Origin of the sequence: Burkholderia sp. Bp9015 (assembly GCF_003853505.1) — a bacterium.
Lineage (GTDB): Bacteria > Pseudomonadota > Gammaproteobacteria > Burkholderiales > Burkholderiaceae > Burkholderia.
On sequence record NZ_QTPZ01000016.1, the window covers coordinates 97,206 to 116,688 of the forward strand.

Genomic DNA, 19,483 nt, shown 5'->3' on the forward strand with positions numbered 1-19,483 from the left:
ACGCGGCCCGTGCGTCGCGTATTGCGTGTGAATCGAATACGGTCAGTTGAAGGAACCGATGCGCTTCAGGTCGCCGAAGTTCATCCAGATGAAGAACGCACGGCCGACGATGTTGTTGTCCGGCACGAAACCCCAGTAGCGGCTGTCCGCGCTGTTGTCGCGGTTGTCGCCCATCATGAAGTAGTGACCGGGCGGCACCTTGCAGATCACGCCGCGGCTGTTGTACGTGCAATTGTCGCGATACGGATAGTCGTAGGCGCCCATCACGAACGGCGGCACGGCGGGATTGTTGAGGATCGCGTTCTTCTTCGTGCCGATCGTTTCCTCGAACTGCTTCGCGTAGTTCTGGCGCTCGTCGTCGAAGAAATCCGGCAGCGGCGTTTCGGGCACCGGCTGGCCGTTGATCGTCAGTTGCTTGTCCTGGTAAGCGACCGTGTCGCCCGGCAGGCCGATCACGCGCTTGATGTAGTCGACCGACTCGTCCTTCGGATAACGGAACACGACGACGTCGCCGCGCGACAGCGGGCTGCCCTGCGTGATCTTCGTGTTCGTGATCGGCATGCGCAGGCCGTATTCGAACTTGTTGACGAGGATGAAGTCGCCGACCAGCAGCGTCGGCACCATCGAGCCCGACGGGATCTTGAACGGCTCGACGATGAACGAACGCACGACGAACACGGCCAGGATCACCGGGAAGAAGCTCGCGGTGTACTCGAGCCACCACGGCTGGCGCAGTTTTTCGTCGCGCAGCTTCGAACGCGTCTGCCCCGCGTTTTCGTCCGCGAAACGCTTGTCGATACGCGACTGCTGACGATCGAACTCCTCGATCGCCGCGTCGGCCGCCTTGCGCCGCTGCGGCAGGAACACCAGTTTGTCCAACACCCACGCTACGCCCGTCACGACGACGAGCACAAAAAGAATCAACGCAAAATTCATAAAAGGATCAGTCCTGTTATTTGTCTTCGACGCGCAAGATCGCGAGGAACGCCTCCTGCGGGATCTCGACCGAACCCACCTGCTTCATGCGTTTCTTACCTTCTTTCTGCTTCTCGAGCAGTTTCTTCTTTCGCGTGATGTCGCCGCCGTAGCACTTCGCGAGCACGTTCTTGCGCAGTGCCTTGATGTTCTCGCGTGCGACGATGTGCGCGCCGATCGCGGCCTGGATCGCCACGTCGTACATCTGGCGCGGAATGATCTCGCGCATCTTCGCGGCAACCTCGCGACCGCGGTATTGCGACTGCGACCGGTGCACGATGATCGACAGCGCGTCGACCTTGTCGCCGTTGATCAGCATGTCGACCTTCACGACGTCCGACGAACGGTATTCCTTGAACTCGTAGTCCATCGACGCATAGCCGCGCGACACCGACTTCAGGCGATCGAAGAAGTCGAGCACGATCTCGGCCATCGGGATTTCGTACGTGAGCTGCACCTGGCGGCCGTGATACTGCATGTTGATCTGCGAGCCGCGCTTCTGCTCGCACAGCGTGATCACGGAACCGACGTAGTCCTGCGGCATGTACAGGTTCACGGTGACGATCGGCTCGCGCACTTCGGCGATGCGGCCGGGCTCCGGCATCTTCGCCGGGTTCTCGACCATGATCGTCGAGCCGTCGCTCTGCACGACCTCGTAGACGACCGTCGGTGCGGTCGTGATGAGGTCCATGTCGAACTCGCGCTCGAGTCGCTCCTGCACGATTTCCATGTGCAGCAGCCCAAGGAAGCCGCAGCGGAAACCGAAGCCGAGTGCCTGCGACACTTCCGGCTCGTACTGCAGCGATGCATCGTTGAGCTTCAGCTTCTCGAGCGATTCGCGCAGCGCGTCGTACTGGTTCGCCTCGACCGGATAGAGGCCCGCGAACACCTGCGGCTTCACTTCCTTGAAGCCCGGCAGCGGTTCGGCGGCCGCCTTGGTCGCGTGCGTGACGGTGTCGCCGACCTTCGCGGCCGTCAGTTCCTTGATGCCGGCGATGATGAAACCCACCTGCCCCGCCGACAGCGAGTCGAGATTGCGCGACTTCGGCGTGAACACGCCGACGTGCTCGACCGGATACTGCGCGCCGGTCGCCATCATCTTGATCTTGTCCTTCGGACGCAGCGTGCCGTTGACGATCCGCACGAGCATCACGACGCCGACGTAGTTGTCGAACCACGAGTCGATGATCAGCGCCTGCAGCGGCGCGGCCGGATCGCCCTTCGGCGGCGGCACCTTCGCGATCAGCGCTTCGAGCACGTCCTCGACGCCGAGACCCGTCTTCGCGCTGCAGCGCGTCGCGTCGGTCGCGTCGATGCCGATCACGTCCTCGATCTCCTCGATCGCATTCTCGGGGTTCGCGGCCGGCAGGTCGATCTTGTTCAGCACCGGCACGACCTCGACGCCGAGCTCGATCGCCGTGTAGCAGTTCGCGACCGTCTGCGCCTCGACGCCCTGGCTCGCGTCGACCACGAGCAGCGCCCCTTCGCACGCGGACAGCGAACGGCTGACTTCGTACGAGAAGTCGACGTGCCCCGGCGTATCGATCAGGTTGAGGTTGTAGACCTTCCCGTCGCGAGCGCGATAGGACAGTGCAGCCGTCTGCGCCTTGATCGTGATGCCGCGCTCGCGCTCGATATCCATCGAGTCGAGCACCTGCGCTTCCATTTCACGGTCGGCGAGGCCGCCGCATACCTGGATGATGCGATCCGCGAGCGTCGACTTGCCATGGTCGATGTGCGCGATGATCGAGAAATTGCGAATATGATCCATTCAGTGCCGATCAAGCGAAAAAGGCGCGCTCGACGACTGCGGAGCACGCCTTGTAAGTCGGTGAAAAAACGGCTTATTTTAGCCGAAAAGGCCTTTGCCGGGCGGTAATTTGGGACGCCCGGTCAGGGACGCCCGGTCAGGGACGCCCGGCCAGGGACGCCCCGCCGGAGGCCCTGGCCGGCGCGTCCGCCGCCGGAAGCCCCGCGCAACGCGCGGCCGGCCGGCAGCAGAGCCGGGTTCAGCGCCGAGCCGCGAGCGCGCCGCGCACCCTCGCCTCGTCGAACCGGTGGCGGCACACTTCCGTGCCATCCAGCAACAGCACCGGCACGTCCTCGTCGTAACGCGCAACGAGTGCCGGATCCGCATCGATGTCGACGTAGTCGACCGCGACGCCGAATTCGGCCGCCAGCGGCGCCAGCGCATCGCGCAGGTCGTCGCACAGATGGCACCAGCCGCGGCCGTAGAGCGTGAACATCGGCGCGTTACTTCTGAACCGCGCGCGGGCGCACCGGCACGAACTGCGTGTTGTCGCCGCGCCGCACCAGCACCGCGACCGCCTTCTGCGGATCGAGCTGCGCGGTCACGTCGGCGAACTGCTTCGCGCTCGTGATGTCGGTGTCGCCGACGCGCAGCACGATGTCGCCGCGCTGCAGCCCCGCTCGGGCCGCCGGGCCGTCGACGCCGTCGATCTGCACGCCGTTCTTCAGCTTCAGCGACTTCAGCTGATCCGCGGAAAGGTCGCTGACCGTCAAGCCGAGCGAATTCGCCTGGCGCGGCTTCTGCGGCGCGCTCTTGCGCTGCTCGGCCTTCGCCGTCGTCTCGGCCGGCGTCTCGGCGATCGTGATCGGCAGATCGCGCGCCTGACCCTTGCGCCATACGCTGACGGTCGCCTTGGTGCCCGGCTTCGTGTCGCCGACCATGCGCGGCAGATCCGACGCCGCATCGACCGGCCGGCCGTTGAACTTCAGGATGATGTCGCCCGGCTGGATACCGGCCTTGTCGGCCGGACCGCCCGGTTCGACGCTGCTGACGAGCGCGCCTTCCGCCTTCGGCAGCCCGATCGAGTCGGCCACGTCCTTCGTCACCTCGCCGATCGCCACCGCGATGCGGCCGCGCGTGACCTTGCCGGTCGCCTTCAGCTGGTCGGCCACGCGCATCGCCTCGTCGATCGGGATCGCGAACGAAATGCCCATGAAACCGCCGGTGCGGCTGTAGATCTGCGAGTTGATGCCGATCACCTCGCCCTGCATGTTGATCAGCGGGCCGCCCGAGTTGCCGGGGTTCACCGCGACGTCGGTCTGGATGAACGGCAGGTAATCGCCCGTGTTGCGGCTCTTCGAACTCACGATGCCGGCCGTCACGGTGTTGTCGAGGCCGAACGGCGAACCGATCGCGACGACCCACTCGCCGACGCGCACCTTGTTCGAATCGCCGATCGCGACGACCGGCAGGTTCGACGCCTGGATCTTGACGACCGCGACGTCCGTGCGGTCGTCGACGCCGATCAGCTTCGCCTTGAATTCGCGCTTGTCGGTCAGCGTCACGTAGATGGTGTCCGCGTCGTCGACGACGTGCGCGTTGGTCATCACGTAGCCGTCTGCCGACACGATGAAGCCCGAACCGACACCGCGGTTCTGTTCGGTGTCGGGCGGATTGTCCGGCGCCGGCGCGTTCTTCGGATTGCCATTACCGCCGCCACCACCGTTGCCGGGCGCCTGCGGCAGCGGAATGCCGAAGAAGCGCCGGAAGAATTCCGACATGTCGCCATTATCGAAGCCTGGCGGGAGCACGCCGCGCGGGCCGGGCGTCGGCACGTTCGCGGTGGTCCGGATGTTCACGACAGCCGGCCCGACCTTTTCGACCAGATCGGCGAAATCGGGAAGGCTGGCAGCGGGAGGCGTGACCGCGGCCGCGGTATGCGGGGCGAGCGGCAGGCAGGCACACAGCACCGCCGCCGCGAACACTTTGCGCAGCGTGAGTTTCGTCATGTCGGAAGCCGTAGCGTTACTTGGAAGCCTTGTATTCTATGGCAGACGCGAACTGCTGCAACGTGGCCGGCGGCACTTCGCCGAGCACGGTGATCCAGTAGTCGCCGCGACGCTTCACGAGCACGTGGGTCGCGCCGGTGCTGCCCGCGCCTTCCTTGCGCGTATTCTTTTCGGCCGGCTCGATGAAGACGGAGATCGTCGCGAGGCCGTCCGTGAAGACGGCCTGGTCGACCGGAATCGGCGGATCACCGGCGTCACGCGCGGCCATCGGCCGGCGCACCTCGCGAATCTTCCGGAAGCCGGCGATGGTCGGCGCGATCTGCCAGCCCTGCGCCTCCATGTCGACCGCCGCGACCGGCGGGCGGACCACCGTCCAGCCGCTCAGGTTGCGCATGCCGGCCGCGATCGCGGATTTGTCACCGGTCGCGCCGCCCGTCTGCAGCTGCGAAAACGCGACCTGCTCGAGCACGTGATCGCTCGCATCGAGCGTCTGTGAACGCAGCAGCAGCCCGGTGCGGGTGTCGGCCCACAGCTTGTAGGTGAAGCGGTACGCGTCCTTCGGCACGAGCTCGACCACCTGCGCGTCGATCCCGGCCACACGGTCCTTGCCGAGCAGCTTCGCGTCGTAGACGGACATCACGTGCTCGCCGCCGGCACCGAGCAGCGCGGGGAACGAATCGCGCGTCTGGCGGCGCTCGACCACGCACAGCTTGCGCTCGGGCACGAACGTGTACAGCTCGTCGTTATGCCGCAGCACCTTGCGCGGCTTGCCGTCGAGCGACTCGATCCGCTCGAACTCGCCGTCGCGGGACGCCACATGCGCGATGCGCGACGACTGGACATACCCGCCGCGCTGGTAGACGAACGTACCCTCGTAGCTCTGCTGCTGCGCCGCCTGCTGGATGCGGTCGAGCCAGTCCGCCGCACCCTTGCGGGTCGCGACGGGATCGTCCGGTTGCTGGGCGCTGGCAGGCAGGGATTGAACGGACAACAGGGCGGCTGCGCAAAGCAGGAGAGCCGGCAGCCGCTTCCATCCGGAGATGGCGTGATTCAACTGCAATGTCCGCATCGGGTTTATTGGCCTGGCGTGGTGGTCACGGCAGCGCGGATCAGCGGCATCGAGCCCGTGACGACGGGCTGCTGCGCGAATTGCTGATGCGCTTCAAGGTATTGGTCGAGACTTGCGTCGCGGATGATGTTGACGTCCTGCAGGCCCGGCTGCGCGGATGCCTGTGCAACCGTCACGCGCTGCAGGTTGCCGCTCTGCGGCGCGCCTGCCGATGCGACCTGGACGGCGCCCGGCACACCCGCCGTCTGCATCTGCGGGACGACGATCCACGTCAGCGTGGCTGCCGCGGCGGCCACCGCGAACGCGGGCACGACACGCCGGCGCAGCGACAGCAGCTTGCGCGCGACCGGCGCGGCGGCCGGCGCGAGCAGGTGCGGCTCGCTTTCGAGCGCGGCGGACATGCGCGCGGTGAACGCGACGCTCAGCGCAGGCGACAGCGCGAGCTCGTCCGAGCGCAGCGCATCGCCGATCAGGTGGTAATGGGCCCACGCAGCGCGATCCGCGCGGTCGAGCTCAGCCAGAAACTGCCCGTGATCCGGGCCGTCGAACAGTTCACCGTCGACCAGAGCGGAAAGGCGCTCGCCGCGCGAGCACGCTTGCGACTGCGTATTGACCGACCCCATGATGCTCCCCATCTTGCACACACCCCGTCGTGATTTCACGACTCTATCCGTAATAGACCCCGACCCGCGTCGTTGCGCCCGTCGCGCTTACCAGCGCTTGCCTTCGGGCGTATCGAGCAGCGGACGCAATTTCGCAGCGATTGCCTCGCGCGCCCGGAAGATCCGCGACCGGACCGTCCCGATCGGACAATCCATCATTTCCGCGATCTCTTCGTAGCTCAAGCCTTCGATCTCGCGCAGCGTAATCGCCTGGCGCAGCTCTTCGGGCAGGACGGCCATTGCAGCGTTGACCGTCTCGGCAATCTGCTTGCTCATCAACATCGACTCAGGCGTGTTGATATCCCTTAGTTGGTCTGCGTCGGAGAAAGTTTCCGCTTCCTCGGCATCGGCCTCGGTGGAGGTCGGTGCCCGCCGGCCCTGCGTCGCAAGGTAGTTCTTCGCCGTATTGACGGCAATCCGGTACAACCACGTGTAGAACGCCGACTCGCCGCGAAATTGCGGCAGCGCACGATACGCCTTGATGAACGCGTCCTGGGCCACATCCTCGACCTCGGCGGGATCCCGCACGAGGCGCGAGATCAGCCGAATGATCTTGCGGTGGTATTTGGAGACCAGGAGTTCGAACGCTGCCTTGTCGCCTTTCTGTACGCGCTCGACCAGAGCCTGATCGATTTCTTTTTCACTCACCTGACAAATCCGTTAACTAGGGATGCAACGCGGAGCGTTATTGTAGCGTTCCGGCGCCGGCCGCTGGTTACGGCTGGTAACCGCGCCGCCGTCATGCCCGCCCCGCCGTGCCCGCGGTACGCGCCAGCACGGACAGCGCGCTGAACGACGCGGTGTCGAGCGCATCGGCCGGAATCAGCAACGGCCGCGCGCGCCGGGCGCCCTGCCCGACCGACAGCACGAGCAGCAGGCTGCTCCAGTGTGCATGACCCGTCACGCGGCCCCGGGCCAGCAAGCGCCCGGTGCGGCCAAACGCCGCAATCTCCCCGAATGCATCGATCCGCAACTCGGCCGGCAGCCGGCGGGCACAGGCTCGCGCGGCGCACACGGCAAGCAGCGCGGCCGTCGCCGCCGACACGCACGCGCCGGCAGCGGCACCGGCCCGCGGCGCCCAGAACAGGTACGCGGAGACGGCCGCCGCCGCGACGAACGCGGCCAGCACCACATACGACACGGCCGAGGCCCGCAATGCAAAGCATTGCGGACGCCCGGCCGGAGCATCGAATGGACTCGTCAAGCGATTTCAGCGTCAGACGCGCTTGAACACCAGCGTGCCGTTGGTACCGCCGAAGCCGAAGTTGTTCTTCACGGCCACGTCGATCTTCATGTCACGCGCGGTGTTCGCGCAGTAGTCGAGATCGCACTCGGGGTCCTGATTGAAGATGTTGATGGTCGGCGGCGACACGTTGTTGTGCAGCGCCAGCACCGTGAACACCGACTCGAGGCCGCCCGCGCCACCCAGCAGGTGACCCGTCATCGACTTCGTCGAGTTCACCACGAGCTTGTACGCGTGCTCGCCGAATGCCGCCTTCACCGCATCGGACTCGTTCTTGTCGCCGAGCTGCGTCGACGTGCCGTGCGCGTTCAGGTACTGGACCTCGTCCGCGTTCACGCCGGCGTCGCGCAGTGCCGCGACCATGCAGCGGCGAGGACCGTCCATGTTCGGCGCGGTCATGTGGTACGCATCGCCCGTCATGCCGAAGCCCGAGACCTCCGCATAGATCTTCGCGCCGCGTGCCTTCGCCGCCTCGTATTCCTCGAGCACCATCACGCCTGCACCCTCGCCCAGCACGAAGCCGTCACGGTCCTTGTCCCACGGACGGGACGCGGTGGCCGGATCGTCGTTGCGGGTCGACAGCGCGCGCGCGGCCGCGAAACCGCCGATGCCCAGCGGCGACACCGTCGATTCGGCGCCGCCCGCGACCATCACGTCGGCGTCGCCGGCCTGAATCAGGCGCGCCGCGAGGCCGATGCTGTGCAGACCGGTCGTGCAGGCCGTCACGGCCGCGAGGTTCGGGCCCTTCAGGCCGAACATGATGCTCAGGTGACCCGAGATCATGTTGATGATCGAACCCGGCACGAAGAACGGCGAAATCCGGCGCGGGCCGCGATCGACGTAGGTCTGGTGCGTGTCTTCGATCATCGGCAGGCCGCCGATACCGGAGCCGACCAGCACGCCGATGCGTTCCGCATTGGCTTCGTTCACTTCGAGGCCGCTGTCCCGGATCGCCTGGACGCCGGCTGCGATGCCGTAATGGATGAACGTATCCATGTTGCGGGCTTCCTTCGCCGGGATGTACTCCTCGGCGCTGAAACCCTTCACTTCGCCCGCGAAATGGCAGGCGAGGTTCGACGCATCGAACTTCGTGACGGTGGCGATACCGGACTTGCCGGCGACGAGATTGGCCCAGCCGTCGGCAACATTATTGCCAACAGGCGAAATCAGCCCCAGGCCTGTAACAACAACACGACGGCGGCTCACGGTAACCTCTTTTCCATTATTGGATGACAAAAACAAAAGCCACAGTGGCCACAGGAACCAGCCCTGCGAGCCCTGTGGCTGTTAGTCCGTCCGGCACGAAGCCGGCAGGATGGCGCGTCAATCGCGAAGATCGCGGCGACGTGGCGGACAAGCGCGAAAGGCGCTTACGCCTTGACGTTTGCGCGAGCGTAGTCGATCGCTTGCTGAACGGTCGTGATCTTCTCTGCTTCTTCGTCCGGGATTTCCATGCCGAACTCGTCTTCCAGAGCCATCACCAGTTCGACCGTGTCGAGCGAATCCGCGCCCAGATCGTTCACGAACGATGCTTCGTTCTTGATCTCGGCTTCCGCGACGCCCAGTTGCTCAGCGACGATCTTCTTGACACGTTGTTCGATGTTATCCATTACCCCTCCGAGGGAAAGTTCAGATTTACAAGTGCGCGCATTTTATCAGGTTTGCTGACGGCAAAACGCGCGTTGGCTTGATGGTCGATCAAGCACCGATCCGCCTGAAAAACGGGATACGGCGCGGATGGTAAACGAAAACCGTTACGACATGTACATGCCGCCGTTCACGTGCAGCGTCGTGCCGGTGATATAACCGGCCTGCGGCGATGCGAGGAACGCGACGGCATGGGCGATGTCTGCCGGGCTGCCGAGGCGGCCGAGCGGAATCTGGGTCTTGAGCGCGGCCTGCTGTTCTTCCGGCAGCGTCTTCGTCATGTCGGTGTCGATGAAGCCCGGCGCGACGCAGTTCACCGTGATGCCACGGCTGCCGATTTCACGTGCAAGCGCACGCGTCATGCCCGCGACGCCGGCCTTCGCGGCCGCGTAGTTGACCTGGCCCGGGTTGCCGGCCGAGCCGACCACCGACGTGATGTTGATGATGCGGCCGCCGCGGGCCTTCATCATCGGGCGCAGCACCGCGCGCGACAGGCGGAACACCGACTTCAGGTTGGTGTCGATCACCGCATCCCAGTCCTCGTCCTTCATCCGCATCGCGAGCTGGTCCTGCGTGATCCCCGCGTTGTTGACGAGCACGTGGAGCGCGCCGAATTCCTTCACGGTCGCGTCGATCAGCGCTTCGGCTGCCGCCGCGTCGTTGACGTTCAGCACCGCGCCGCGGCCCGTCACGCCCGCTTCCGCGAACCCGGCGGTAATCGCGGCGGCGCCCGATTCGCTCGTCGCCGTGCCGATCACCGTCGCGCCCAGGCGCGCGAGTTCGAGCGCGATCGCCCGGCCGATGCCGCGCGATGCGCCGGTCACGATCGCGACCTGTTTATCGAGAGTCTTTTCCATGAATCGAATATCCGTCTCTTGAGGAAAGGCGCCGCGTCAGGCGGTCGCCAGCTTCAGTGCTTCGTCGAGCGAAGCCGGATCGAACACCGATGCGCCGACCAGGTTGCCGTCGATGCGCTTCGTCAGGCCTGCCAGCACCTTGCCCGGACCGCATTCGATCACGTGCGTGACGCCCGTGCCCGCGATGTGCCGCACGCATTCGACCCAGCGCACCGGGCCCGCGGCCTGGCGCACCAGCGCGTCCTTGATCGCGGCCGGATCGCTGACCACCGCGACGTCGATGTTGTTGACGACCGGAATCTGCGGCGCCTTCACGTCGACGCTCGCCAGATAGTCGCGCAACTGGTCCGACGCCGGCTTGAGCAGCGACGAATGGAACGGCGCCGATACCGGCAGCGGCAGCGCGCGTTTCGCGCCCTTCGCCTTCGCGATCTCGCAGGCCTTCTCGACGGCCGCCTTCGCGCCCGCGATCACGACCTGCGCCGGCGCGTTGAAGTTCACCGCTTCGACGATGCCCGCTTCCGCGGCTTCGGCGCACACGGCGCGCACCGTGTCGTCATCGAGACCCAGGATCGCCGCCATGCCGCCCTGGCCGACCGGCACGGCCGTCTGCATCGCCTGCGCGCGGAAGCGCACGAGCGGCACCGCGTCCTTGAACGCGATCGCGCCCGCGGCGACGAGCGCCGTGTATTCGCCGAGGCTGTGGCCCGCGACGATCGACGGTGCCGGACCGCCGGCCTGCTGCCATGCGCGATAGCACGCGTAGGCGGCCGTCAGCATCACGGGCTGCGTGTTGGTGGTCAGATTCAGCTCTTCGGCCGGACCTGCGGCGATCAGCTTGCCGAGATCCTGATTGAGTGCATCGGATGCTTCCTGGAGCGTCTCGCGCACGACGGCGAGATCGGCGAATGCGTTGAGCATGCCGACCGACTGCGAGCCCTGCCCCGGAAAAACGAATGCGAATTTCATATCGTCCCCAATTGAATCGATTCGGACGGCGCGCACGAACGGCGCGCCGGTTCGGGATCCGCGCGCAGCAATTGCGCGCCGCGGATCAGTAGCGGAAGACGGACGCGCCCCACGTGAAGCCGCCGCCGACGCCTTCGATCAGCACGTGCTGACCGCGCTGGATGCGGCCGTCACGCACCGCGGCGTCGAGCGCCAGCGGGATCGACGCAGCCGACGTGTTGCCGTGCTGGTCGACCGTCACGACCATGCGCTCCTGCGGCAGGCCGAGCTTGCGGCAGGTGCTGGTCATGATGCGGATGTTGGCCTGGTGCGGAATCAGCCAGTCGACCTGCTCGGGCGCGAGATTCGCCTTGGCGAGCGCCTCGATCGCGACCTTTTCGAGCACGTTGACCGCGAGCTTGAACACGGCCTGCCCATCCATGTACAGGAACGCGCTGCCGTCGATCACACCGCGATTGACGTTGCCCGGCGTGCAGAGGATGTTCGAATAGCTGCCGTCCGCGTGCAGCGCGCTGCCGAGCACGCCCGGCTCTTCCGAGGCGGACAGGATCACCGCGCCCGCGCCGTCGCCGAACAGCACGCAGGTCGTGCGGTCCTTGAAATCGAGAATGCGCGAGAACGTCTCCGCGCCGACGATGAGCGCCGTGCGGTGCTGGCCGCTGCGGATGAAGCTGTCGGCCGTCGCCATCGCATAGGCGAAGCCCGAGCACACGGCCTGCACGTCGAATGCCGCGCCGCCGTTCTTGATGCCGAGCTTGTTCTGCAGCAGGCAAGCCGTGCTGGGGAACACGAAATCGGGGGTCGAAGTCGCGACGATGATCAGGTCGATCGACTGCGGATCGATATCGGCCGCCTCGATCGCACGGCGCGCCGCTTCGAGCGCGAGATCGCTCGTCGTGACGTCCGGTGCGGCGAAATGGCGCGCATGGATGCCCGTGCGCGCAACGATCCACTCATCGCTCGTCTCGATGCCTTCCTTCGCGAGACGGTCGGCGAGCTGCTGGTTCGTGACCCGGTCGGGCGGCAGGTAGCTGCCCGTGCCGAGCACGCGGGAATAGAGAGTCGATTGGGCCATTTATGCTTTAGAGGATTGCGCAGCGGAAGGTTCGGCGTGGTGGCCTGCGGCCGGGCTCGTCGGGCCTGCGCCGCCCGCGTCGTGTTCGCCGTCGCCGAGCGACACCGAATTGTCCGCCATCGCACGCGTGAGGCGCTCCAGCACGCCGTTTTTGACGGCATCATAACCCCGTTTGATCGCCCACTCAAACGCGTAGGCGTCGGCCGAACCGTGGCTTTTGATCACGAGGCTCTTCAGCCCCAGCAGCGCCGCGCCGTTGTACTGGCGGTGATCGACGCGCTTCTTGAAACGCATCAGCACCGGCAGCGCGAGCAGCGCCATCAGCTTCGACATCAGCGACCGGCCGAACTCCTCGCGGATGATGTCGGACAGCATCTGCGCGAGCCCTTCGGACGTCTTCAGCGCGACGTTGCCGACGAAGCCGTCGCAGACGATCACGTCGACCGTGCCTTTGTAGATGTCGTTGCCTTCGACGTTGCCACGGAAATTCAGCGTGCTGGCGCGCAGCAGTTCGCCGGCGCGCTTGATGGTCTCGTTGCCCTTGATGACCTCTTCGCCGATGTTCAGCAGGCCGATCGTCGGACGCTCCTTGCCTTCGAGCGCGGCGACGAGCGCGTGCCCCATCTCCGCGAACTGCAGCAGGTGCTGCGGCTCGCAGTCGACGTTCGCGCCGAGGTCCAGCATCATCGTGTAGCCGGTCGGGTTCGGCAGCGCGAACGCGATCGCAGGCCGCTCGATGCCGGGCAGCGTCTTGAGCACATAACGGGAAACGGCCATCAGCGCGCCGGTGTTGCCGGCGGAAATACAGGCCTGGGCCGCGCCTTCCTTGACGTGGTTGAGCGCGACACGCATCGAAGAATCCTTCTTCTTGCGCAGCGCCACTTCAACAGGGTCGTCCATCGCCACGACTTCGGTGGCGGGCACGATGGTCAGCGCGGGATCGTCGAGGGCTTTCAGCTTTTTCAGCTGAGCGCGGATCGCGCTTTCGATGCCGACGAGCATCAGGTGCGCATCGGGATGCGCGCGGACGAACTTGACTGCCGCGGGAACGGTCACGGACGGGCCGTGGTCGCCTCCCATGCAATCGATTGTGAGCTTTACGGTCATGGAATGCGACGAATTTCAGGCACAAAAAAGCGGCAGTTGAATGCCGCCTTTTTGTTGAGCCAGGAAAGTGTCAAGCGAACCAGTTGTCACGCGAACGGCGATCGTAGCGCGCAACGCGTGACTTGACGCTTAGTCGTTCTTCGTCTTGACGACTTTCTTGCCGCGATAGTAGCCGTTCGGGCTGACGTGGTGACGCAGGTGCACTTCACCCGTGCTCGGCTCGACTGCCAGCGGCGCTGCCGTCAGGAAATCGTGCGAACGATGCATGCCGCGCTTCGACGGCGACTTCTTGTTTTGCTGGACTGCCATGACTAACTCCTAAATAATTTTCCGGATTCTAACACAGCCCGATCCGGCGCTTAACTACCCTGGCCCAAAGCCCTTACGCCTTCCCGCGCCACAACTGCTTAGTGTTTCTTGCTGCCGTCCCCGTCCTTCTTCAGCGCTTCCAGCGCTGCGAACGGATTCGGCCGTTTGCCTTCGTCCTCGTCTTCGGCGGACTCGTCGTCCGCGTCTTCCGAAGGACCGCTCGCACCCGACACGAGGCTTTCGTGAACTGCCGGGCAAACCTCGTGCTTGGGCACGAGCGGCAACGAAAGCAGCAACTCCTCTTCGATCAAGTCGACGAGATCGAACTGGCGTGAGCCCACGATCACATCGGCTTCATCGTCGTCGAGCGGAAATTCTTCAGCTTCTTCTTCGGTCGCAACGACCCGGTACGTCATGTCGACGTCGAACGTCTGGTCGTACGGGGTCATGCAGCGCTGACACGTGAGCCACGCATGGCCATGCACCGCGAGGCGCAGATACGGCTGCTGCCCATCGGCGCCGTCGTCCTGCAACTCCTTCTGAGTGAACCCTTCGGCCTGCCACGTGAAGACCGTGTCGCGATCGGGCGCGTCCGCCGGCACTTCGTTCAGCATGCGCGGCAGTTGCGACAGGCGCACGGCACCCGCTGCCTGCCGCCCGCTGCGGGCGAATTCGAACAGATCGACCGCGTGCGGATCAAGCGCTGCCGCAGGCTTGCCAGAAGAAGTGTTCATGTTGCGCTCCTGCCTACAGGCTGACTTGCGGGATCCGGCTTGCTGGCGCCACTCATTTGACGCCGCGCACGTACGCGATCCACGCCGCGTACGCCTCGCACGATTACGTACTTTACTTCCGAAGACCCGGCAGGCGCCACCACTGCGGAAAGCCTGCCGACGAAAAGCGGGAAAGCATACCTGTTTTACCTTTTGCGGTCAATCACTTATGCTTGCGCCCTTGCAACACCGCGCCACACCCGACGACTCACCGACCCAACCGACCATGCCGGATACCGTTTGCCGCCCGCCGCGGCTGATTCTCGCCTCCAGTTCCCGCTACCGCCGCGCGCTCCTCGAGCGCCTCGGCCTGCCGTTCGACGTCGTGTCGCCCGACCTCGACGAAACCCCGCTCGCGGGCGAAGCGCCGGCCGCGACCGCGCTGCGCCTCGCCGGTGCGAAGGCGCGCGCGGTCGCCGCGACGATCGACGCGCCGGACGGCGTGCTGGTGATCGGGTCGGACCAGGTCGCGACGTTCGACGGCCACCAGATCGGCAAGCCCGGCACGCACGAGCGCGCGCTCGCGCAGCTGCTGTCGATGCAGGGCCGCGACGTCGAATTCCACAGCGCGCTCAGCCTTTACGACAGCCGCACCGGCGAAACGCAGAGCGAGGACGTCGTCACGCACGTGCGCTTTCGCTCGCTGCCCGAAGCCGAACTCGATGCGTACCTGCGCGCGGAAACGCCGTACGACGTCGCCGGCAGCGCGAAGTCCGAAGGGCTCGGCATCGCGCTGCTGGATGCCATCGACTCCGACGACCCGACGGCGCTCGTCGGCCTGCCGCTGATCGCGCTCACGCGGATGCTGCGCGCCGTCGGTTATCCACTGTTCGCCGCCCCCCAAGGAGACCGCGCATGACCGCCGGCACGCTCTATCTCGTCCCGAACACGCTCGGCGAGGGCGACGCATCGATGCTCGCCGCCGTACTGCCGGCCGCCGTGCAGGCGCGCGCCGGCACACTCGGCTATTACATCGGCGAAAACGCGAAAACGACCCGCGCGTTCCTGAAGAAGATCGGCACGACGCGGCCGATCCAGGAAATCGAGATCAGCGAACTGAACGTCAATACGCCGGCCGGCGCCATCGACCGGCTGCTCGCGCCCATACTGGCCGGCGCGGACGCCGGCCTCGTGTCGGAGGCCGGCTGCCCGGCCGTCGCCGATCCGGGCGCGCTGCTGGTGCGCCGCGCGCACGAGCGCGGCGTGAAGGTCGTGCCGCTCGTCGGGCCGAGTTCGATCCTGCTCGCGTTGATGGCGTCGGGCCTGAACGGCCAGAGTTTCGCGTTCAACGGCTACCTGCCGGTCGATGCGGCCGCACGTGCGAAGCGCTTGCGCGAACTTGAGCAACTGTCACGCAAGGCGCGCCAGACGCAGATCTTCATCGAGACGCCGTACCGGAACCAGGCGATGCTGGATACGCTGGTCGCGACCTGCGCGCCGTCGACGCAAATCTGCGTCGCGGCCGACCTGACCCTCGAGACCGAGACGATCGCCAGCCGCTCCGTGGCAGACTGGAAAAAGACGCCTGCGCCGAATCTGCAGAAGCGCCCCGCCATCTTCCTGCTGCTCGCGAACTGAAGCCGGCGGCCGCGCGACACGGGGCGCCCTGCCCCGTTCGCCGCGGCGCCGGCCGGCCGCCGCTCAGCGCAGGCTGAACGACGTGCCGCCCGCGGTGAGCGCCTTCATCGCGGCACCGCCGACCGCCGCGCCGAACTTGCGCGCGACGCGGTTCGTCAGGCTTTCCTTCACCGTATAGTCGACGAGATCCGGCGCCTTCAGCACGTCGCGCGCGACCGTGTCGGTCGTGCCGTAGCCGTCGGCGAGCCCGAGCTCGACGCTCTTTTCGCCGGTCCAGAACAGCCCCGAGAACATGTCGGGCGTTTCGTGCAGCCGCTTGCCGCGGCCGTCCTTCACGGCCTTGATGAACTGCGCATGGACCTGGTCGAGCAGCGCCTGCGCGTGGGCATCCATCTTCGGCGTCTCGGGCGAGAACGGGTCGTAGAAGCCCTTGTTTTCGCCCGACGTATGCAGGCGGCGATCGACGCCGAGCTTGCCCATCAGGCCCGTGAAGCCGAACCCGTCCATCAGCACGCCGATCGAGCCGACGATGCTCGCCTTGTCGACGAAGATCTTGTCGGCGGCGGACGCAATGTAATAACCGCCCGATGCGCACATGTCGGTCACGACGACGTACAACGGCTTGTCCGGATACTTCTTGCGCAGGCGGCGGATCTCGTCGTAGACCATCCCGGCCTGCACCGGGCTGCCGCCCGGGCTGTTGATCCGCAGCACGACGCCGGCCGTGCCGCTGTCGTCGAAAGCAGTATCCAGCGCCGTGTTGATGTCGTCGGCGTTCGCGTTGGTGCCCGCCGCGATCTCGCCGTCGATCGTCACGAGCGCCGTGTGGCGCCCGCTCGCCGAGAATTTCGAGTCGCTCGAGAAATCGATCAGCGCGAACGCGAGCAGCACGAACACGCCGAGGAACGCGAAACGGAAGAAGATCTTCCACCGCCGCGCGGCGCGCTGTTCCTTGACGGCCGCGAGCGCGATCCGCTCGAGCGCCGCGCGCTCCCAGTTCGGTTCGCGGCTGTCGGAACGGGACGAGGAATCAGGAAGGTTCGGTTGGTCGGCCATGCAGTGGTGTCGTCAGTCGGTCGTGGCGGGAGGGGGCGAAGCGGCGGGACCCAGGTCGGCATCCGGTAGCCAGAATACCGCACGCCCGTCCGGCGTGTCGCGCTCGTCGACCTCGACCGGCCGCAGGCGGCCGCCGCGGCACGGGCCGCCGACGCACTTGCCGGTATCCGGCGCGTAGATCGCGCCGTGCGTCGCGCACATCAGGTACAGGCCCGACGACTCGAAGAACTGCCCTTCGGCCCAGTCGAGCTCCATCGGCACGTGCGCGCAGCGGTTCAGGTAGCCGTATGCACGGCCTTCGTAGCGCACGAAGAACACGACCGCCTGCTCGCCGCGCAGCGTCGCATCGACGCGCACGCCGGCACCGCCGTCGGCCAGCGCGTCCGATGCGCACACGCGCACGGCATCCGGCGCCGCGCTCACGCGTGCTCCCGCAGCCACGCGGCCAGCGCGCCGACGTCCGGCGCGACGAAGCGCGGTGTCAGCGCGGCCAGCGCATCGGCCGTGTGCGCGCCGTACGCGACGCCGATGCCGGCCGCCCCCGCACTCGCGGCCATCTGCAGGTCGTGCGTGGTGTCGCCGATCATCACGGTACGCGCGAGATCCTGCCCCAATTCACGGGTCAATTCGTGCAGCATTGCCGGATGCGGCTTCGAGAACGTTTCGTCGGCGCAGCGCGTCGCATCGAACAGGCTCGTGAGCTTCGATTGGTCGAGCACGCGGTTCAGCCCGACCCTGCCCTTGCCGGTCGCGACCGCGAGCAGGTAGCCGGTATCGCGCAATTCCGCGAGCAGTTCGCGCACGCCGGCGAACAGCTCGATGCGCTGATCGTCCAGCAGGTAGTGATAGCGGTAGCGTTCGGCCAGCCGCGGATAGTCGGACGGATCGAGGGTCGGAGCAGTAATCTGCAGTGCATCGCGCAGGCCGAGGCCGATGACGTAGCGGGACGCCTCGTCCGACGGCGTGGGCAGGCCGAGATCGCGGCAGGCGGCCTGGATGCTGTGCGCGATGTGCGCAGTCGAATCCATCAGCGTGCCGTCCCAGTCGAAGACGATCAGATCAAATTGCTGTCGGGCCATGCGAGTCAGGCGGTATCGCGCAGAGCGCGGAGTTGATCGAGGAAGCGCCGGCATTCGTCCGGCAGCGGCGCATCGAACTGCAGCGCCTCGCCGGTCAGCGGATGCGCGAGCTTGAGCCGGTGCGCATGCAGGAACATCCGCTTGAGCGACGGTTGCGCGTTCGCGCGCGCCAGCGCCTTGTTCAGTGCGAAATCGCCATACTTGGCGTCGCCGGCGATCGGCAGGCCGAGATGCGCGAGGTGCACCCGGATCTGATGGGTCCGACCCGTCTTGAGTTCCGCCTCGACCAGCGCGTAGTCCGGCCAGCGCTCGATCAGGTTGAACACCGTGTGCGACGGCAGGCCATCGTCCTGTACGCGCACGCGCCGCTCCCCTTCCGGGGTCGAATACTTGAACAGCGGAGCCTTCACCACGCGACGGTGGCCCCAGTCGGGCTGCCATTCGCCGTATCCGCACGCGAAGTAGCGCTTGTCCATCCGGTTCTCGCGGATCTGCTCGTGCAGGCCGACGAGCGCCGTGCGCTTCTTCGCGAGCATCAGGATCCCGGAGGTCTCGCGGTCGAGCCGGTGCACGAGTTCGAGGAATTTCGCGCGCGGGCGGGCCTGGCGCATCTGCTCGATCACGCCGAACGCGACGCCGCTGCCGCCGTGCACGGCGACGCCGGCCGGCTTGTTGATGACGAGCAGCGCGTCGTCTTCGTACAGCACCTCGAACTGCGCGGGCGGCACGATCGGCGTGTCGGCGCGCGCGAGGTCGGCCGCCGCCACCCGCACGGGCGGCACGCGGACGAGGTCGCCGAACGCGAGACGGTACTGGGCGTCGACCCGCCCCTTGTTCACGCGGACTTCGCCGCTGCGCAGGATCCGGTAAATATGGCTTTTGGGCACGCCTTTACAGACGCGCAACAGGAAGTTGTCGATCCGCTGACCGGCCGAGTTTTCGTCGATCTGGATCATCGATACCTGGCCGCTTGCGACTGAATTCTGGGATATTTTGCCTAACTCATTCATACTGAATATAATTTTGCCCAGCCTGACGTTGAGGGTGGCCTGACAGGCCGGTCCCGACGGAATCGGGCAAGGCGCAAGCGCAAACCGTTATTTTACTTGCGCCGGGGGTCTGCTGCTCGCCCCTAATCAAAGAGATGCAGCAAGTTGCACGCACGGCGCCGGCCGTCGGCAAGGATCGCGCCCACAGGCGGATTCGGTCGACCAGGCGCCGCGGTAACGGAAAGTTGGTTGAAAAGAATTTGATCGGCAGCCCGACGGCGCGAGGTGCGTCCGCAGGCTGCCGGTTGCGAAAATTACGGCGTTGCGCCCGATTTG

The 19,483-nt window shown here is 66.0% G+C and carries 22 protein-coding genes; 2 read left to right on the forward strand and 20 right to left on the reverse strand.

Annotated elements, in window-relative coordinates; genetic code table 11:
- Positions 1–42 precede the first annotated feature (42 nt).
- The 16 genes from lepB to DIE12_RS18855 all read right to left on the reverse strand — a co-directional run bounded on the left by lepB (position 43) and on the right by DIE12_RS18855 (position 14,406).
- Positions 43–936, reverse strand: a complete 894-nt coding sequence (gene lepB, locus DIE12_RS18780; RefSeq protein ID WP_124487453.1) for a signal peptidase I — start codon at positions 934–936, stop codon at positions 43–45.
- Between the two features lie 16 nt (positions 937–952).
- A complete protein-coding gene (lepA, locus tag DIE12_RS18785; protein WP_044844766.1) occupies positions 953–2,746 on the reverse strand; it encodes a translation elongation factor 4 in 1,794 nt (597 codons plus the stop codon).
- 238 nt (positions 2,747–2,984) lie between these two features.
- Entirely contained in the window at positions 2,985–3,221 is a 237-nt protein-coding gene (locus tag DIE12_RS18790) for a glutaredoxin family protein (RefSeq protein WP_124487454.1), read from the reverse strand.
- A gap of 7 nt (positions 3,222–3,228) precedes the next feature.
- Positions 3,229–4,734 carry a DegQ family serine endoprotease gene (locus tag DIE12_RS18795; RefSeq protein ID WP_124487455.1) on the reverse strand — a complete coding sequence of 502 codons (1,506 nt, stop codon included), beginning with the start codon at positions 4,732–4,734 and terminating at the stop codon, positions 3,229–3,231.
- 16 nt (positions 4,735–4,750) lie between these two features.
- Positions 4,751–5,803: a MucB/RseB C-terminal domain-containing protein gene (locus DIE12_RS18800; protein ID WP_124487456.1), complete on the reverse strand. Its 1,053-nt coding sequence runs from the start codon at positions 5,801–5,803 to the stop codon at positions 4,751–4,753.
- A gap of 5 nt (positions 5,804–5,808) precedes the next feature.
- A complete protein-coding gene (locus DIE12_RS18805; RefSeq protein ID WP_124487502.1) occupies positions 5,809–6,426 on the reverse strand; it encodes a sigma-E factor negative regulatory protein in 618 nt (205 codons plus the stop codon).
- A gap of 87 nt (positions 6,427–6,513) precedes the next feature.
- Positions 6,514–7,113, reverse strand: coding sequence for an RNA polymerase sigma factor RpoE (rpoE, locus tag DIE12_RS18810; protein ID WP_006752490.1), 600 nt, complete (start codon positions 7,111–7,113; stop codon positions 6,514–6,516).
- A 91-nt stretch (positions 7,114–7,204) separates the two neighbouring features.
- Positions 7,205–7,669 carry a hypothetical protein gene (locus DIE12_RS18815; protein WP_124487457.1) on the reverse strand — a complete coding sequence of 155 codons (465 nt, stop codon included), beginning with the start codon at positions 7,667–7,669 and terminating at the stop codon, positions 7,205–7,207.
- A gap of 12 nt (positions 7,670–7,681) precedes the next feature.
- A complete protein-coding gene (fabF, locus tag DIE12_RS18820; RefSeq protein WP_044844772.1) occupies positions 7,682–8,914 on the reverse strand; it encodes a beta-ketoacyl-ACP synthase II in 1,233 nt (410 codons plus the stop codon).
- Between the two features lie 164 nt (positions 8,915–9,078).
- Complete coding sequence (gene acpP, locus DIE12_RS18825) at positions 9,079–9,318, reverse strand: acyl carrier protein (RefSeq protein WP_004197638.1); 240 nt, start codon at positions 9,316–9,318, stop codon at positions 9,079–9,081.
- Between the two features lie 144 nt (positions 9,319–9,462).
- Positions 9,463–10,212, reverse strand: coding sequence for a 3-oxoacyl-ACP reductase FabG (gene fabG / locus DIE12_RS18830; RefSeq protein ID WP_044844773.1), 750 nt, complete (start codon positions 10,210–10,212; stop codon positions 9,463–9,465).
- Between the two features lie 36 nt (positions 10,213–10,248).
- Positions 10,249–11,181, reverse strand: a complete 933-nt coding sequence (gene fabD, locus DIE12_RS18835; protein WP_124487458.1) for an ACP S-malonyltransferase — start codon at positions 11,179–11,181, stop codon at positions 10,249–10,251.
- Between the two features lie 85 nt (positions 11,182–11,266).
- Positions 11,267–12,256 carry a beta-ketoacyl-ACP synthase III gene (locus DIE12_RS18840; protein WP_044844775.1) on the reverse strand — a complete coding sequence of 330 codons (990 nt, stop codon included), beginning with the start codon at positions 12,254–12,256 and terminating at the stop codon, positions 11,267–11,269.
- The gene (gene plsX, locus DIE12_RS18845; protein ID WP_044844776.1) at positions 12,257–13,363 is read right to left on the reverse strand and encodes a phosphate acyltransferase PlsX; all 1,107 of its coding nucleotides are present in this window, start codon (positions 13,361–13,363) and stop codon (positions 12,257–12,259) included. It lies immediately after the preceding gene.
- Positions 13,364–13,492: 129 nt separating this feature from the next.
- Positions 13,493–13,672, reverse strand: coding sequence for a 50S ribosomal protein L32 (gene rpmF / locus DIE12_RS18850; RefSeq protein WP_006051932.1), 180 nt, complete (start codon positions 13,670–13,672; stop codon positions 13,493–13,495).
- Between the two features lie 98 nt (positions 13,673–13,770).
- A complete protein-coding gene (locus DIE12_RS18855; RefSeq protein ID WP_044844777.1) occupies positions 13,771–14,406 on the reverse strand; it encodes a DUF177 domain-containing protein in 636 nt (211 codons plus the stop codon).
- Between the two features lie 265 nt (positions 14,407–14,671).
- Here DIE12_RS18855 and DIE12_RS18860 point away from each other — a divergent pair, with 265 nt between their 5' ends.
- Both DIE12_RS18860 and DIE12_RS18865 read left to right on the forward strand, forming a co-directional pair.
- The gene (locus DIE12_RS18860; RefSeq protein WP_124487459.1) at positions 14,672–15,304 is read left to right on the forward strand and encodes a Maf-like protein; all 633 of its coding nucleotides are present in this window, start codon (positions 14,672–14,674) and stop codon (positions 15,302–15,304) included.
- Entirely contained in the window at positions 15,301–16,023 is a 723-nt protein-coding gene (locus tag DIE12_RS18865) for an SAM-dependent methyltransferase (protein ID WP_124487460.1), read from the forward strand. Before DIE12_RS18860 ends, DIE12_RS18865 begins: the two co-directional genes overlap by 4 nt.
- Positions 16,024–16,086: 63 nt before the next feature.
- On the opposite strand, the gene DIE12_RS18870 is transcribed toward DIE12_RS18865, so the two are convergent.
- From DIE12_RS18870 to DIE12_RS18885, 4 genes are read right to left on the reverse strand one after another with little or no spacing between them, the layout of a single operon-like run.
- Positions 16,087–17,079 carry a S49 family peptidase gene (locus DIE12_RS18870; protein WP_124487461.1) on the reverse strand — a complete coding sequence of 331 codons (993 nt, stop codon included), beginning with the start codon at positions 17,077–17,079 and terminating at the stop codon, positions 16,087–16,089.
- Positions 17,080–17,091: 12 nt separating this feature from the next.
- Positions 17,092–17,502, reverse strand: a complete 411-nt coding sequence (locus DIE12_RS18875; RefSeq protein ID WP_124487462.1) for a Rieske 2Fe-2S domain-containing protein — start codon at positions 17,500–17,502, stop codon at positions 17,092–17,094.
- Positions 17,499–18,158, reverse strand: coding sequence for an HAD-IA family hydrolase (locus DIE12_RS18880; RefSeq protein WP_044844782.1), 660 nt, complete (start codon positions 18,156–18,158; stop codon positions 17,499–17,501). Before DIE12_RS18880 ends, DIE12_RS18875 begins: the two co-directional genes overlap by 4 nt.
- Positions 18,159–18,163: 5 nt before the next feature.
- Positions 18,164–19,168, reverse strand: a complete 1,005-nt coding sequence (locus tag DIE12_RS18885) for an RluA family pseudouridine synthase (RefSeq protein ID WP_124487463.1) — start codon at positions 19,166–19,168, stop codon at positions 18,164–18,166.
- Positions 19,169–19,483 lie beyond the last annotated feature (315 nt).

Excerpts from the sequence above, each read along its gene's own strand:
- plsX (WP_044844776.1), bottom strand. The coding sequence starts at position 13,363 with ATGACCGTAAAGCTCACAATCGATTGCATGGGAGGCGACCACGGCCCG.
- DIE12_RS18860 (WP_124487459.1), top strand. The coding sequence starts at position 14,672 with ATGCCGGATACCGTTTGCCGCCCGCCGCGGCTGATTCTCGCCTCCAGT.
- fabG (WP_044844773.1), bottom strand. The coding sequence starts at position 10,212 with ATGGAAAAGACTCTCGATAAACAGGTCGCGATCGTGACCGGCGCATCG.
- DIE12_RS18805 (WP_124487502.1), bottom strand. The coding sequence starts at position 6,426 with ATGGGGTCGGTCAATACGCAGTCGCAAGCGTGCTCGCGCGGCGAGCGC.
- lepA (WP_044844766.1), bottom strand. The coding sequence starts at position 2,746 with ATGGATCATATTCGCAATTTCTCGATCATCGCGCACATCGACCATGGC.
- DIE12_RS18870 (WP_124487461.1), bottom strand. The coding sequence starts at position 17,079 with ATGGCCGACCAACCGAACCTTCCTGATTCCTCGTCCCGTTCCGACAGC.
- DIE12_RS18790 (WP_124487454.1), bottom strand. The coding sequence starts at position 3,221 with ATGTTCACGCTCTACGGCCGCGGCTGGTGCCATCTGTGCGACGACCTG.
- DIE12_RS18865 (WP_124487460.1), top strand. The coding sequence starts at position 15,301 with ATGACCGCCGGCACGCTCTATCTCGTCCCGAACACGCTCGGCGAGGGC.
- DIE12_RS18880 (WP_044844782.1), bottom strand. The coding sequence starts at position 18,158 with ATGGCCCGACAGCAATTTGATCTGATCGTCTTCGACTGGGACGGCACG.
- DIE12_RS18885 (WP_124487463.1), bottom strand. The coding sequence starts at position 19,168 with ATGAATGAGTTAGGCAAAATATCCCAGAATTCAGTCGCAAGCGGCCAG.
- DIE12_RS18795 (WP_124487455.1), bottom strand. The coding sequence starts at position 4,734 with ATGACGAAACTCACGCTGCGCAAAGTGTTCGCGGCGGCGGTGCTGTGT.
- lepB (WP_124487453.1), bottom strand. The coding sequence starts at position 936 with ATGAATTTTGCGTTGATTCTTTTTGTGCTCGTCGTCGTGACGGGCGTA.
- DIE12_RS18800 (WP_124487456.1), bottom strand. The coding sequence starts at position 5,803 with ATGCGGACATTGCAGTTGAATCACGCCATCTCCGGATGGAAGCGGCTG.
- acpP (WP_004197638.1), bottom strand. The coding sequence starts at position 9,318 with ATGGATAACATCGAACAACGTGTCAAGAAGATCGTCGCTGAGCAACTG.
- rpmF (WP_006051932.1), bottom strand. The coding sequence starts at position 13,672 with ATGGCAGTCCAGCAAAACAAGAAGTCGCCGTCGAAGCGCGGCATGCAT.
- fabD (WP_124487458.1), bottom strand. The coding sequence starts at position 11,181 with ATGAAATTCGCATTCGTTTTTCCGGGGCAGGGCTCGCAGTCGGTCGGC.
- DIE12_RS18840 (WP_044844775.1), bottom strand. The coding sequence starts at position 12,256 with ATGGCCCAATCGACTCTCTATTCCCGCGTGCTCGGCACGGGCAGCTAC.
- DIE12_RS18855 (WP_044844777.1), bottom strand. The coding sequence starts at position 14,406 with ATGAACACTTCTTCTGGCAAGCCTGCGGCAGCGCTTGATCCGCACGCG.